This is a genomic window from Dyella sp. M7H15-1 (genome assembly GCF_004114615.1).
In the GTDB taxonomy this organism is placed as follows: Bacteria; Pseudomonadota; Gammaproteobacteria; order Xanthomonadales; family Rhodanobacteraceae; genus Dyella_B.
In genome coordinates this window covers 1,876,415-1,890,487 of record NZ_CP035300.1, presented here as the reverse complement: position 1 = coordinate 1,890,487, position 14,073 = coordinate 1,876,415, and the positions used below count along the sequence as shown (strand labels likewise).

Below are 14,073 nucleotides of genomic sequence, written 5' to 3'. Positions count from 1 at the left end.
ATGGAGTTCGCTGGAAATTGGCTTTTCCGATTCCCGATTCCCGATTCCCGATTCCCAAGCCGACAAAGGAGGCGCCCAGTGAGGGGAAGCATTCGCCTCATCGCCTGGTGTCTGGCCATCGTCCTGGTGGTGATGCCGATCGTCGGCGTGTTGTGTGGCTGGTTTGCGGCTGACCGCTGGCCGGTGACCCAGTTGACATTGCAGGCCGAGTTCAAGCATGTGAATGCAGATCAGGTCCGCGCCGCGGTGATCCCGCGCCTTGGCAAAGGCTTCTTCGCCTTGAATCTCGATGGCGTGCAGAAAGCCGTGGCGGCACTGCCATGGGTGGAATCGGTGGAAGCCAGCAAGCGCTGGCCCGACACTTTGTTGTTGCGCGTGTACGAGCGCCAACCCTTCGCACGCTGGAACACCCACCAGTTGATCAGCCGCGAAGGCAAGGTATTCACTGTTCCCGATGCTGTCGATTACGGCCAGCTCCCCGACTTGTATGGCCCGGATGATCATCTCGCTGAAGTAGTGAGCTTCTTTGCCAACATACAGAAAGCCTTCACCGGCACGCACCTGAAGATTACCGGCGTCACCCTGACCGATCGCGGTAGCTGGAGTATCGCGACGGATACGGGCGCACGGATCGTCATGGGTGATCGCAATCAGGCGGGCCGGCGTCTGCGCCGTTTTCTTGATGTGTATCCGCAGGTGATGGCCGGTCACGACCAGGGTTTTGTGTACGCCGATCTTCGTTATACCAACGGCTTTGCCGTGAAATGGCCGCAAGCGCCGGCCGCTCCGACCGCCGGAGGCACGCCCCGCACATGACCGCGTCATCACTCAGTCACGTATCGACATACGTTCTTTTGTTCTTCCTTGCCCTGCGGGCAAACAGCTTTCGGCGCGGGGTGCTTGGGATATGAGAGCGGGCTCTAGAAACGAAAAGCAATTGGTGGTCGGCCTGGATATCGGCACCTCGAAAGTGGTGGCGATCGTGGGCGAATACGAGCCGGGTGAGCCGATTGAAGTGATCGGTATCGGCTCGCATATCTCGCGCGGCATGAAGCGTGGGTCGGTGGTGGATATCGAATCCACGGTGCATTCGATCCAGCGTGCGGTGGAAGAAGCCGAACTGATGGCTGGCTGCGATATTCGCTCGGTGTACGCCTCGATTTCCGGCAGCCATCTGGAAACGCGCAACTCGCACGGCACCGCCGCGATCCGCGATCGTGAAGTAACGCCGGGCGATTTGGATCAGGTATTGGAAGCGGCCAGCGCGGTAGCGATCCCGGCGGACCGCAAGGTTCTATATAAAGAGTCGCAGGAATACCGTATCGATGGCCAAGATGGTATCCGCTCGCCAGTCGGCATGAGTGGTGTACGCCTGGAAGCTTCGGTGCATTTGGTCACCGGTGCGGCAGCAGCCGTGCAGAACATCAGCAAGTGCATCCAGCGCTGCGGGTTGTCGGTGGATGAGCTGGTGCCGTCGGCTGTGGCCAGTGCCAAGGCCGTGTTGACAGATGACGAACGTGAGCTGGGCGTATGCCTGGTCGATATCGGTGCGGGTACCACGGATATCGCCATCTATACACAGGGTGCGATCCGCTACTCCAAGTCGCTGCCGGTGGGCGGGGATCAGGTGACCAACGACATTGCCTACGGTGTGCATACACCGACGGCGCATGCCGAAGAAATCAAGATCAAGTACGCCTGCGCCCTGGCGCAGTTGGCGCACGCGGAAGAAACCATCCAGGTGCCGAGTGTGGGTGATCGTCCGCCGCGCCGTCTCGCACGCCAGTCGCTCGCGCAGAGCGTGCAGGCTCGCTACGAGGAAATCTTCGAGATGGTGCAGGACGAACTGCGCCGCTCCGGTTACGACAGTCTGGTCGCTGCCGGCGTCGTGCTGACCGGCGGTGCCGCCCGTATGGAAGGCGCGCTGGAACTGGCTGAAGAGATCTTCCACAAGATGGTGCGCATCGGTGTGCCGCAACACGTAAATGGGTTTGGCGAGGTGATTGCCAACCCGCTGCATTCCACGGGCGTCGGCCTGCTGCTACATGGCGCGCGTTCGGGTGGCATGCGTGTGAGTGGCGCATCGGGCGGTAGTGTCGGCGGACTCGTCGACAAGTTGCGGAGCTGGATCACCAAGAATTTCTAAAAGTAGATGACTAAAAGTAAATATCTAAAAGTAATGGTTTTGCCACGCAGGAGGCGAGGCACGGGCGAATGGAGGTTCGCTCACCACCACGGCATGACAGGAGTCATACCGTGGTTACAACGACAATGAAAACTCTACGGAGGACGGGAAATGTTTGAACTAGTCGAAAAACTCGCACCGAATGCGGTGATCAAGGTCATCGGCGTGGGCGGTGGTGGTGGCAATGCCGTGGCCCACATGCTCAACGCCAACATTGAAGGCGTCGATTTCGTCGTCGCCAATACTGACGCGCAGGCCATGAAGGGTTGCGGTGGCCGTATGCACCTGCAGCTCGGCGCCAATGTCACCAAGGGCTTGGGCGCGGGCGCTAATCCGGAAGTGGGTCGTCAGGCTGCACTGGAAGATCGTGAGCGTATCGAAGAAATGCTCGAGGGCGCGGATATGGTGTTCATCACCGCAGGCATGGGTGGTGGCACGGGCACGGGCGCGGCGCCGGTGGTGGCGCAGCTCGCCAAAGAGAAGGGCATCCTGACGGTGGCGGTGGTGACCAAGCCGTTCCCGTTTGAAGGTCGCCGTCGCATGCAGGTCGCGCTGAAGGGTATCGAAGATTTGTCGCAGCACGTCGACTCGCTGATCACCGTGCCGAACGAGAAGCTGTTGTCGGTGCTGGGCCGCGAAGTGACCCTGCTCAATGCTTTCAAGGCGGCCAATGATGTGCTGCAGGGCGCGGTACAGGGTATTGCCGATTTGATCACCAGCCCAGGCCTGATCAACGTCGACTTTGCCGACGTGCGCACGGTGATGAGCGAAATGGGTCTGTCGATGATGGGTTCGGGTACCGCTCGGGGTGACGATCGTGCCCAGGCCGCGGCCGAAGCGGCGATCAACAACCCGCTGCTGGAAGACGTCAATCTCAACGGCGCCTGCGGCATCCTGGTCAATGTGACCGCTGGTCCGAACCTCACCATGCGCGAGTTCGACGAGATCGGCCGCATCATCCACGATTTCGCCAGCGAAGACGCCACGGTGGTGATCGGTACCTCACTCGATCCGGAAATGCAGGATGATGTCCGCGTTACCGTGGTGGCCACTGGCCTCAATCGCGTCGCAGCCCGCCAGCCGATACGCTCGGTCGCGTCCCAGCAGGTGGAGATGCGCCAGCGTCCGCGCCCGCTGGTGCTGCGTACTGGTACGGGCAACGAGGTGGTCGACTACGCCCAGCCGGAAGTCGTGGCCAGCAATCCCCGCGGGGGCGACAGCCAGGCCAAGAGCGCCGATCCGAGCTTCGACTACCTGGACATCCCTGCTTTCTTGCGTCGCCAGGCGGACTGATGACGTATTCGTGGCGTAAAGAAATGTGAATGGCATGAACTAGAGCCTGTCGTCATGAGGTGTTGAAATATGGTTAACTACCCGCCATCGAATCTTGCTGGATGGAATCCTCTGTGACTGCAGCCTATCGACGCCATGACATTTCCGATGAAAAATGGGGTTTGCTTGAACCCCATTTGCCGGGTCAAGCGGGCCGATGGGGGCGTGTAGCCAAAGATAATCGGCAATTCATCAACGCAGTGTTCTGGATACTTCGCACCGGAGCGCCGTGGCGAGATTTACCACCCGAGTACGGCGATTGGAAGAATACCCATCGGCGCTTTTGTCGCTGGCGCGATAACGGCACATGGGAAGGTCTGTTGGAACGTGTGATGGATGAGCCGGACTTTGAGTGGCTGATGATCGATGCCAGTCACTGCAAGGTTCATCCTCATGCAGCGGGAGCTCGTGGCGGCAATCAGGGCATAGGTCTCACAAAAGGGGGCGCAACACCAAGATACATTTGGCCGTGGATGCGCATGGTATGCCAGTCCGAATTCTTGTTACAGAGGGTACCCGGGCAGATTGTTCGCAGGCTGCGGAACTGATCAAAGACATTCCTGCTGAGCATCTCATGGCCGACAAAGGTTATGACAGTGATGCCATTGTTGAGCAGGCTCATGAGCAAGGCATGCAGGCGCATATTCCGCCACGTAAAAACCGAAAAGAGCCGCGCGACTACGACACGTACCTGTATCGTCATCGCCACCTGGTTGAGAATGCGTTTTTGTACCTGAAACAGTGGCGTGGTGTGGCGACACGCTACGCGAAGAATCTGTCCTCTTTCCTTGCCGCTGTGCAAATTCGCTGCCTCGTCATGTGGCTCAGAATCTTATGACGACATGCTCTAACGACGTATTAACTTGTCGGAGCTCCATGTGTCGGACGAGGAGGGATATTTTCCGGTCCGCCGCCCGCTGTCGCCGGATAAGGCAGGGAACATTGCTATGCCGGCTGACGTGGTGTTCGTGTGCTGAATGCGATAGACAGTGCGGCGCTATGGATCGCGCACGATGGGCTGTGTGGTGCTGGATGACCGCCCCGCTGGTCTGAAATCCTGTTGCCGGAACTTCCCGTCCCCGGCACGGGGTTTTGTGTCGCATCGCAAGTACTTGATTTACCTGTAGTGCTTGTAGGGCGAAGATGCGAATGAATCACGTTTAATGATGAAAGGAAAATGAAGGATTGGCCGAACGGTTCAGTATGGTCTGTTTTTCTGCAGGTTAAGACTGTGTTAGTATCCGGGTTCGAATTGGCGGCTGCCCTCTACAGGTACCCAATAAATGATCAAGCAGCGTACGCTTAAAAACATCATCCGTGCTACCGGCGTAGGGCTGCATACCGGCGATAAGGTCTATATGACGTTGCGTCCGGCAGCACCGAACACCGGCATTGTTTTTCGCCGCACCGATCTCAACCCGCCGGTTGATATCCATGCACGTCCCCATCACGTAGGTGACACGCGTTTGTCCACCACGTTGGTAAATGGTGACGTCCGTGTTTCAACCGTGGAGCACTTGCTATCTGCGATGGCTGGCCTTGGCATCGACAATGCCTATGTCGATCTGTCCGCGCCGGAAGTGCCGATCATGGATGGCAGTGCGGGTCCGTTCGTCTTCCTGCTGCAATCTGCCGGTATCGAAGAGCAGGTAGCGGCCAAGCGCTTCATCCGCATCAAGAAGGCGGTGAAGGTACAGGAAGGCGACAAATGGGCCAGTTTTGAGCCGTTTGAAGGCTTCAAGGTTGGTTTTTCGATCGAGTTCAATCACCCGATCATTTCCAAGCGCACCTCGCGTGCCGAGATCGACTTCTCCACCACCTCCTTCGTCAAGGAAGTGAGTCGCGCACGTACCTTCGGCTTCATGCGTGACATTGAGATGCTGCGCGAACATAACCTCGCGCTCGGCGGCTCGATGGACAACGCCGTGGTGCTTGATGATTACCGGGTGCTCAATGAAGACGGTCTTCGTTACGAAGACGAATTCGTCAAGCACAAGATCCTCGATGCGATCGGTGATCTGTATCTGCTTGGCCACAGCCTGATCGGTGCGTACTATGCACACAAATCGGGTCATGAGTTGAATAACAAGTTGCTGCGTGCGCTGATGGCGGATGCTTCCGCATGGGAAGAAGTCAGTTATCAGGACGATCCTGCCACCGCTCCGATCTCCTACGCGCACCCCGCGCAGGCGATCTAATTTCCACGAACAAGCCGGGCAATTGCCCGGCTTGTTGCTTTTGTGGCCTTTGTCCATATCTTATGCCGGCAAGCGGTACTCTTGCCGTGCAGGTCTGTGAAGGCGCGGTATAAATCGTCCCCTCCGCCCCAGGCTGGCGAACCTTTGGGCTCAACGCTTACGGTCGGATGTGGAATTCGCGGGTTTGGCGACGGAAGCCAGTTCCAGAAATAGAACTCGTAGTTCGGGATCCGGGATCGATTTCGCGGCAGCCTTCAGATGGAGTGCTGCAGCGGCTGAAAGCGGTTTTGATGGCTCTGGCAGGGGATCTGGCGGAGGAAGGGGGGCCACTTTCACGATAACTGAGCCGGCATTCGCGCCTATGGCGCGTGCGGCAGCAAGGATTTGCGCCTGTTGCAGGCGCAACCGCGATGCCCAAGCCGGGGAAGAAGCCAGGAACACAAGGCGGTCGTCACGGAAGTTGGCAAATCTGACTTGCTCACGCAGGGGCGATGGCAACGTCTGACGTAGAGCGCGGTCCAAGGCTTCCAGCTTGCTGGCCTTTTTGGCCAGTGCAGCGACAGGACCAACATCGGTAATGGACTGAGGGCCATATCCGGTGCGGTGGGGGCTGGGGGTATCGCGTTGCATCAGTAAAAACTACAAATTTGGTAATGACATGCAAATCATAACCCTTGCAAAGCACCGCGACCTACCGTCACCCCTTGGCAAAGGGGCAAGGAGGTTTCCGCGTTTGGGATACCAGGCGGACCCTAGTATCATCACTCCTTTGCCCGTCCGGGTTGATCCAGGCGGGCTTCCCCAAGTTTCCTGATCCGGAAGATCGATGCTCAACCGTGCCCTGACGAGCCTTTTTGGCAGCCGTAACGACCGCGTGCTGCGCCAGATGTCCAAGACCGTCGTGCGCATCAATGCGCTCGAACCTGAGATGGAACAGCTTAGCGACGAGGTCTTGCGCGGCAAGACCGAGGAATTCAAGCAACGTATTGCTAACGGCGAGACGCTGGACAAGCTGCTGCCGGAAGCCTTTGCGGTGGTGCGCGAGGGCGCCAAGCGGGTGCTCGGTATGCGTCATTACGATGTCCAGCTCATCGGTGGAATGGTGCTGCACATGGGCAAGATCGCCGAAATGCGTACCGGTGAAGGCAAGACCCTGGTGGCGACCGCGCCTGTGTACCTCAATGCCCTGGAAGGCAAGGGCACCCACGTGGTCACGGTGAACGATTACCTGGCCAAGCGTGATGCGACCCAGATGGGCAAGCTGTACAACTTCTTGGGCCTGAGCGTGGGCGTGGTGTATCCGGGCATGGATCAAGCGGACAAATTCTCTGCCTATGCTGCGGACATCACCTACGGCACCAATAACGAATTCGGCTTCGATTACCTGCGTGACAACATGGCGTTGTCCAAGGAGCAGCGCTGCCAGCGCGGCCTGCACTACGCCATCGTCGATGAAGTGGATTCGATCCTGATCGACGAAGCACGTACACCACTGATCATCTCCGGCCCAGCCGAGGATTCGCCGCAGCTCTACATCGCGGTGAACAAGCTCGTGCCGCGCATGACCCGGCAGGAAGTGGAAGACGGCGCTGGCGATTACTGGGTGGACGAAAAGCAGAAGCAAGTGCATCTTTCAGAAGCGGGTATGCAGCATGCTGAAGAGTTGTTGCAGCAGGCGAAGGTGATCGATGAGGACAGCAGCCTGTACGACGCGCGCAACCTCGCGATCGTGCATCACCTCAATGCCGCGCTGCGCGCCAATGCGATTTATCAGCGCGACGTCGATTACATCGTGCGCGATGGTGAAGTGATCATTGTCGATGAATTTACCGGACGCACTCTAGCGGGTCGTCGCTGGTCTGACGGCCTGCATCAGGCGGTCGAGGCGAAGGAAGGCGTACCGATCCAGCGCGAAAACCAGACGCTCGCCACGGTCACCTTCCAGAACCTGTTCCGCATGTACAAGAAGCTGGCCGGCATGACCGGTACGGCTGACACGGAAGCCTACGAGTTCCAGCAGATCTACGGTCTGGAAGTGGTGGTGATTCCCACCCACAAGCCGATGATCCGCCAGGACAACGCGGACATGGTGTTCCTGGGTCAGGACGTGAAGTACAAGGCGGTCATCGAGGACATCAGGGATTGCCACAAGCGTGGTCAGCCGGTGTTGGTAGGTACGGCGTCGATCGACGTGTCTGAGTTGCTGTCGAACCTGCTGCGCAAGGAAAAGATTCCGCACGAAGTGCTCAATGCGAAGCAACATGAGCGTGAGGCGCACATCGTTGCCCAAGCCGGCATGCCAGGCTCGGTGACCATTGCTACCAATATGGCTGGCCGTGGTACCGATATCGTGCTTGGCGGCAGTCTGGATGCGGCACTGGCCGCCTTGCCGGAAGATGCCTCCGAGACGGATCGCGCTCGCGTCAAATCCGAATGGAAGAAGCGTCACGAACAGGTGTTGGCGGCAGGTGGTTTGCATATCGTGGGCACCGAACGCCACGAATCCCGCCGTATCGACAACCAGTTGCGCGGCCGTTCCGGTCGTCAGGGCGATCCCGGCTCCTCACGCTTCTATCTGTCATTGCAGGACAACTTGCTGCGCATCTTCGGCGGCGAAGGCCTGGTGCGCTGGATGAAGCGTTTCGGTATGAAAGAAGACGAGGCGTTGGAAGATCGCATGATCAGCCGCCAGATCGAAAAGGCGCAGCGCAAGGTCGAGCAGCATAACTTCGACATCCGCAAAAACCTGCTCGAATACGACGATGTCGCCAATGATCAGCGCAAGGTGATCTATCGCCAGCGCGATGAGTTGCTGGAAGAAGACGATGTTTCCGCGACCGTGGCCGATATCCGCGAGGATGTGGTCGACAACGTGGTGCGTCGCTATGTGCCTGCGGACAGCATTGATGAGCAGTGGGATATGGCGGGTCTCGAGCGCGAGCTGGAAAGCGACTTCGGCATGTCTATCCAGCTCAAGCACTGGCTGGAACGGCAGTCCGAAGCAGATGCCAACACTGTGCTTGAGTACGTGCGTTCGCTGGTCAACGACCTGTTCCTGAGCAAGGAGAAACAGATTGGTCCGGAAACCATGCGTCAGCTTGAGAAGCACATCATGTTGAGCGTGGTAGACAATGCTTGGAAGGAACATCTCTCTAGCATGGATTACATGCGCCAGGGCATCTACCTGCGCGGTTACGCGCAACAGGACCCCAAACAGGCATTCAAGCGCGAATCCTTCGATCTGTTCTCGCAGATGCTGGCGCGCATCAAGACCGAAGTGACCCAGATGCTCGCCCGTATCCGCATCCGCAGCGAGGAAGAAGTTGCTGCGATGGAAGCCGAACAGCAGCGCATGGCCGAACGCATGGCGCGCCAGATGCAGGCCAGCGGCGGTGGCGCACCCGTAGGCGGTGCGCTGGGTATGGAGACACCGGTACAGCAAATAGCATCACCGAAACCGGCGGTGACGGGTCCGAAGGTTGGCCGCAACGACCCTTGTCCGTGTGGTTCCGGCAAGAAGTACAAGCATTGCCACGGTCAGCTTAGCTGATCCCCTGGGTATCGTAGGTTGGGGTTTGCATCCCAACCTACAGTTCAATCCTCGCCGGGCGTCCGCTTGCGATGCGGCTCGGCATCCACAGTGATGTATTGCGGTTCTTCGATATCCAGACGCAGCGCCGTGAGCTTGCCACCCCACACACATCCCGTATCGATGCCGTAGATACCCAGGCCAGCGAAACGTCCCAATGCGGACCAGTGACCGCACACGATGCGTATGTCGCGTCGACGCATGCCGGGTACCTCGAACCAGGGATATATGCCGGGTTTCTGCGTGCCGGGTGCACCCTTACTTTCAAAATCGATGCGGCCACCGACATCGCAAAAGCGCATACGGGTCAAGGTATTGATCGAGGCGCGCATCCGCTCGATGCCTTGCAGGCGGCTCGACCAAGCGGCGGGCCGATTACCAAACAGATTCTTCAACAGGCGTGGGTGACGCGGGCTGGAAAGCTCCCGCTCGATTTCCTGCGCACTGCGTTGCGCCTGCTTGAGCGTCCAGGTGGGAGCCAGGCCTGCATGCACCATAGTCCAGCCCAGCGCTTCGTCGTGATGCAGCAGTTTCTGGTTGCGCAGCCATTCGAACAGTGTGTGGGCATCTTCGGCGAATAGTACTTCACGGAGCTCTGGATTAACGCGCGCCTGTGCATCTTGCTTGCGCAATGCAATTGCAAGCAGGCTGAGGTCGTGGTTGCCGAGCGTGACGATCGAACTGTCGCGCAGCGAATGCACTAGGCGCAGCGTGTCCAGCGACTGGCCGCCGCGATTGATCAGGTCACCGCAAAACCACAGGCGATCCTGCGCTGGATCAAAACGCAGTTTCTCCAGCAGTCGCTGCAATTCTGGATAGCAGCCCTGGACGTCGCCGATTGCATAAGTAGCCATCAGTGAGTCACCTCAAGGGCCTGCTGCGCACCGCACATCATCGGTGTTCCCCTTAGTGCAGCGTGCGCGGGATAGACAGGGTGAAGGTCGGGATAGATGCTTCGAAACGCGTTCCATCGTCGGCCACCATCTGGTAGCTACCTTGCATGGTACCTATCGCCGTTTCCAGTACCGCGCCGGACGTGTATTCGTAGTCGTCGCCCGGGCGCATCCATGGTTGCTCACCGACCACACCTTCACCGTGAACTTCCTCGATCTTGCCATTGGCATCCGTAATCACCCAGTGACGGGTGAGCAAGCGAGCTGGAACGACGCCGGCGTTACGCAGCTTGATCGTGTATGCGAAGACGTAACGATTTTCGCCGGGTGCCGATTGGTCCGGAACGAAACGGGTTTGGACCCGCACGTCGATCGAATAGGGGGATTTCTCGTTCATGGGGCCATTGTAAGGGTTAAGGCAACGCTGAATAAGTATCGCCGTCGTCATGACACCCTGCGGGCCTTCCAGGTGTCACCCCATCATTTTTAAATTCAACATGTTGGGGCCAGCCCTGTCTGTTCGCATCCCTTCGGCCCGTTGCCTCGACAGCCAGTCTGCCTTCGCCAACGGTCCTGTGGTCTGCGGACAGACAGGGCTGGTGACGACGGCGATACTTATTCAGCGTTGCCTTAAGCACGCTCGTGGGCAGCGTGCATCGCTTACGGCTTCGCACTCCCGATCATGGCGTTACAGCGCTGTCTTGATTTTGGCGAGTCGTACGAAATCGCCGGGTGAAAGTGTTTCCGCCCGCGCCTTGGGGTCAATGTCGGCTTGGCGGATCGCATCGGTGTCCATCCACTGGCGCAGTGCATTACTGAGTGTCTTGCGGCGTTGGGCGAAAGCGGCCTTCACAATATGGTGCACGCGCTCGGGATCGGCATCGTGCCGCGTCTCGGGGGCAAGCGGCACCAAGCGCACGACGGATGAATCGACTTTCGGCGGCGGCCGGAAGGCGCCGGGCGGTACGTCGAACAGCGGTTCTACCCTGCAGGCAAGCTGCAGCATGACGGATAGCCGTCCATACACCTTGCTGCCTGGTTCGGCGGCCATGCGGTCCACGACTTCTTTCTGCAACATGAAATGCATATCGGTGACGGCCGCTGCGTGCTCAACGCAGTGAAACAGGATTGGGCTGGAGATGTAATACGGCAGATTGCCGGCAATGCGCAATCGCGAAACACCGTGACATTTAGCCATTGCTGTAAAGTCGACCTGCAGCACATCGGCATGCACTATGGATAGCTCGCCCACGCCTGCCGCATTGGCTTGCAGGTTCGGGATCAGATCGTTGTCCAGTTCAATCGCCGTGAGCTTGCCGGCGGCGGCCAGCAATGGGAACGTCAAGGCGCCTTCGCCGGGGCCGATTTCCACCAGAAAATCGTCGGGACGCGGAGAAATGGCACTGACGATGCGCTCGATATAACGTCGTTCGTGCAGGAAATGTTGGCCGAAGCTTTTTTTGGGGCGTGCGCTCATGGGATTAGGGTTGGGCGGCCTGATGCCTGCGGGCCACGAGTTCCAATGCCATGCGCGCCGCGGCGATCAGGCTGGATGGATCGGCCCTGCCGCTACCTGCCAGATCGAGCGCCGTGCCATGGTCGACCGAGGTGCGGATAAAGGGCAGTCCCAGGGTGAGATTGACAGTGCGGTCAAACGCTTCGCTCTTGAGCACCGGCAAGGCTTGATCATGATACATCGCCAGCACGGCATCGTAGTGTTTGCGCTGCGCCGGAATGAAGGCGGTGTCGGCGGGCAGGGGGCCAAGCAACTGCATGCCTTGCTGGCGCAATGCTTCCAGTACCGGGATGATGGTGTCGATTTCCTCGCGTCCGAGGTGCCCGTTTTCACCGGCGTGCGGATTGAGGCCCAGTACGGCGATATGTGGTTCAGCGAAACCGAACTTTATGCGTAGTTCGTCGTGCACGATGCGCAATGTCCGCTCCAGCGAAACCGCATCGATAGCGGCGGACACGGCTTGCAATGGCAGGTGCGTGGTGGCCAGCGCGACGCGCAGTTCCGGGCTGGCCAACATCATCACCACGTCGGCATGGCTATGTGCAGCGAAGAATTCGGTGTGGCCGCTGAAGGGTATGCCAGCCTCATTGATGGAGGATTTCTGTAGTGGTGCAGTGACCACGGCAGCGTAGCGGCCATCCACGCAACCTTGTGCGGCCTCGGTCAAGGTGGCGAGGACGTGTTGGGCATTGTGCGGGTCCGGGCGGCCTGGCGTTTCCGCTGCCGCCAGCGGGATATGCCGCACGCGCAGGTTGCCTTGGGGGCGTGCGTCGGCGCTCTCGCCATCATCGTCGATGAGCCGGATGGTGATGCCGCAACGTGCCGCGGCGCGCTCAAGCAGGTCGCGATCGGTGATCGCAACGAAATTGGCCGCCAACGAGGTGGCGGCCAATCGGACAAGCAATTCAGGGCCGACTCCTGCCGGCTCGCCTGCAGTCAGGGCGAGCCGTGGTAATGCAGGGCTGTTCACGGCTTTCTCGCGAGGCGCAATGCCATTACGGAGAAGCCTTGTTGACGGGGCCGTTATTTGCGTCGCTGGGTTCCTGCAGTTCCGGTGCGAGGATCTTCACGTAGGCATCGGAACGTAGTTGACGTAGGAAATCGTCGTAGGCCTGATCAGCCTTGCGATTGCCAATGGCCTGGCGGGCCTGGTCGCGGGCCACTTCCTTGGTCATGTCCGTGCTGCGGGCGCCGAGGCGCTGCACGATGTGCCAGCCGGCCTCGCTCTGGAATGGCTGGGAAACTTCGCCGTCCTTGAGCTCGTCCAGCTTCTGGCCGATCAACGTGCCCCAGTCACCCTGCTGGAACCAGTTCATGTCGCCGCCCGCATTGGCGGTGGTGTCGTCGTTGGAGTTGTCCTTCGCCAGCTTGGCGAAGTCCTCGTGTTTGTTGACGATACGGTTGTAAAGGTCTTCGGCCTTCTGCTGGGCCTGGGTCGGCGAGAGCAGCTCGCTTGGGCGGATCAGAATCTGGCGCGCATGGTATTCAGTAACCATCTGCTTGCTCGGCGCACGCGTGCCGATGAGTTGCAGGATGTGGAAGCCGGTCGGGCCGTGCAGGATGCCGCTGACTTCGCCGTTCTTCAAGGAATCGACAGTATCGACAAAGGCCGCTGGCACCTCGTCCAGACGGCGCCAGCCAAGGTCCCCACCATCCAGTGCGTCCTGGGCGTCGGAGAAGCGGATGGCGGCGGCCTTGAAATTCATGCCGCCCTTGACGGCGGCAAGCGCCTGTTCGGCCTTGTTCTGGGCGGCTTGGATATCGGCGGCCGTAGCGCCACTGGGAATACTGATCTGAATATGCGCCAGATGTACTTCACCGGACTTGTAGCTGGGGCTGTTGAGCAGGTTGTCGATTTCGCTGTTGGTGACCGAGACCGAATCGTGCACGACATTCTGATGCAGCTTCTGCACCACAAGTTGGTCATGGAGCTGCTGGCGGAAGGCCGCGTAGCTGAGGCCGTTCTGCTCGACCGCTGCATGGAGCTGGTCCGGGGTCATCTTGTTCTGGGCTGCTACGTTTTGCACGGCCTGGTCGACTTCGGAGTCGGAGACGCGCACGCCCTGGTCATCGGCACGCTGGAGCTGCAGCTTCATGAGGATCAGGCGATCGAGCACCTGGCGGCGCAGCACGTCGATGGGGGGAAGCTGGCCCGGCTGGCTGGCATATTGCTGCTGGATCGTGGCAACGGCGTCGTTCAACTCGCTCTGCAGGATCACATTGTCCTCGACCACGGCCACGATCCGGTCGATGGGTTGCAGGCCGGTGCCGGTGTCCTGTGGTGATAAAAGTTGGGCCTGGGCCAGCGACGGCACCGCCGAGACGATCGTCAGCAGGAATAACGCAAAAATCTGCTTCAT

12 protein-coding genes are annotated in these 14,073 nt (G+C 59.2%); 6 read left to right on the top strand and 6 right to left on the bottom strand.

Annotated elements, in window-relative coordinates; genetic code table 11:
- Positions 1-78: 78 nt before the first annotated feature.
- From EO087_RS08885 to lpxC, 5 genes are all read left to right on the top strand, one after another.
- On the top strand, positions 79-816 hold the full coding sequence (locus EO087_RS08885) for a cell division protein FtsQ/DivIB (protein ID WP_128898557.1): 738 nt from the start codon (positions 79-81) through the stop codon (positions 814-816).
- Positions 817-907: 91 nt separating this feature from the next.
- Complete coding sequence (ftsA, locus tag EO087_RS08880) at positions 908-2,146, top strand: cell division protein FtsA (RefSeq protein ID WP_128898556.1); 1,239 nt, start codon at positions 908-910, stop codon at positions 2,144-2,146.
- 150 nt (positions 2,147-2,296) lie between these two features.
- Positions 2,297-3,478, top strand: coding sequence for a cell division protein FtsZ (ftsZ, locus tag EO087_RS08875; protein WP_128898555.1), 1,182 nt, complete (start codon positions 2,297-2,299; stop codon positions 3,476-3,478).
- A gap of 101 nt (positions 3,479-3,579) precedes the next feature.
- Positions 3,580-4,355, top strand: a protein-coding gene (locus EO087_RS08870; RefSeq protein WP_240669003.1) for an IS5 family transposase whose coding sequence is annotated in 2 segments (ribosomal slippage) — positions 3,580-3,949 and positions 3,949-4,355 — 777 coding nt in all. Because the reading frame shifts where the segments join, the coding sequence is not laid out codon by codon here.
- Between the two features lie 445 nt (positions 4,356-4,800).
- Positions 4,801-5,715, top strand: a complete 915-nt coding sequence (gene lpxC / locus EO087_RS08865) for a UDP-3-O-acyl-N-acetylglucosamine deacetylase (protein ID WP_128898554.1) — start codon at positions 4,801-4,803, stop codon at positions 5,713-5,715.
- A 150-nt stretch (positions 5,716-5,865) separates the two neighbouring features.
- Here lpxC and EO087_RS08860 read toward each other — a convergent pair whose 3' ends face one another.
- Positions 5,866-6,345: a DUF721 domain-containing protein gene (locus EO087_RS08860; RefSeq protein ID WP_128898553.1), complete on the bottom strand. Its 480-nt coding sequence runs from the start codon at positions 6,343-6,345 to the stop codon at positions 5,866-5,868.
- Between the two features lie 196 nt (positions 6,346-6,541).
- Here EO087_RS08860 and secA point away from each other — a divergent pair, with 196 nt between their 5' ends.
- Positions 6,542-9,265, top strand: coding sequence for a preprotein translocase subunit SecA (gene secA, locus EO087_RS08855; protein ID WP_128898552.1), 2,724 nt, complete (start codon positions 6,542-6,544; stop codon positions 9,263-9,265).
- A gap of 44 nt (positions 9,266-9,309) precedes the next feature.
- On the opposite strand, the gene EO087_RS08850 is transcribed toward secA, so the two are convergent.
- The 5 genes from EO087_RS08850 to EO087_RS08830 all read right to left on the bottom strand — a co-directional run bounded on the left by EO087_RS08850 (position 9,310) and on the right by EO087_RS08830 (position 14,073).
- On the bottom strand, positions 9,310-10,158 hold the full coding sequence (locus tag EO087_RS08850; protein WP_128898551.1) for a symmetrical bis(5'-nucleosyl)-tetraphosphatase: 849 nt from the start codon (positions 10,156-10,158) through the stop codon (positions 9,310-9,312).
- Positions 10,159-10,210: 52 nt separating this feature from the next.
- The gene (gene apaG, locus EO087_RS08845; RefSeq protein WP_128898550.1) at positions 10,211-10,594 is read right to left on the bottom strand and encodes a Co2+/Mg2+ efflux protein ApaG; all 384 of its coding nucleotides are present in this window, start codon (positions 10,592-10,594) and stop codon (positions 10,211-10,213) included.
- Between the two features lie 291 nt (positions 10,595-10,885).
- Positions 10,886-11,674: a 16S rRNA (adenine(1518)-N(6)/adenine(1519)-N(6))-dimethyltransferase RsmA gene (gene rsmA / locus EO087_RS08840; RefSeq protein ID WP_128898549.1), complete on the bottom strand. Its 789-nt coding sequence runs from the start codon at positions 11,672-11,674 to the stop codon at positions 10,886-10,888.
- Positions 11,675-11,678: 4 nt separating this feature from the next.
- The gene (pdxA, locus tag EO087_RS08835; RefSeq protein WP_128898548.1) at positions 11,679-12,683 is read right to left on the bottom strand and encodes a 4-hydroxythreonine-4-phosphate dehydrogenase PdxA; all 1,005 of its coding nucleotides are present in this window, start codon (positions 12,681-12,683) and stop codon (positions 11,679-11,681) included.
- Between the two features lie 25 nt (positions 12,684-12,708).
- A complete protein-coding gene (locus EO087_RS08830) occupies positions 12,709-14,073 on the bottom strand; it encodes a peptidylprolyl isomerase (protein WP_128898547.1) in 1,365 nt (454 codons plus the stop codon).

Coding starts and splice junctions, on each gene's coding strand:
- ftsA (WP_128898556.1), top strand. CDS start 908: ATGAGAGCGGGCTCTAGAAACGAAAAGCAATTGGTGGTCGGCCTGGAT.
- ftsZ (WP_128898555.1), top strand. CDS start 2,297: ATGTTTGAACTAGTCGAAAAACTCGCACCGAATGCGGTGATCAAGGTC.
- lpxC (WP_128898554.1), top strand. CDS start 4,801: ATGATCAAGCAGCGTACGCTTAAAAACATCATCCGTGCTACCGGCGTA.
- EO087_RS08860 (WP_128898553.1), bottom strand. CDS start 6,345: ATGCAACGCGATACCCCCAGCCCCCACCGCACCGGATATGGCCCTCAG.
- secA (WP_128898552.1), top strand. CDS start 6,542: ATGCTCAACCGTGCCCTGACGAGCCTTTTTGGCAGCCGTAACGACCGC.
- EO087_RS08850 (WP_128898551.1), bottom strand. CDS start 10,158: ATGGCTACTTATGCAATCGGCGACGTCCAGGGCTGCTATCCAGAATTG.
- apaG (WP_128898550.1), bottom strand. CDS start 10,594: ATGAACGAGAAATCCCCCTATTCGATCGACGTGCGGGTCCAAACCCGT.
- rsmA (WP_128898549.1), bottom strand. CDS start 11,674: ATGAGCGCACGCCCCAAAAAAAGCTTCGGCCAACATTTCCTGCACGAA.
- EO087_RS08830 (WP_128898547.1), bottom strand. CDS start 14,073: ATGAAGCAGATTTTTGCGTTATTCCTGCTGACGATCGTCTCGGCGGTG.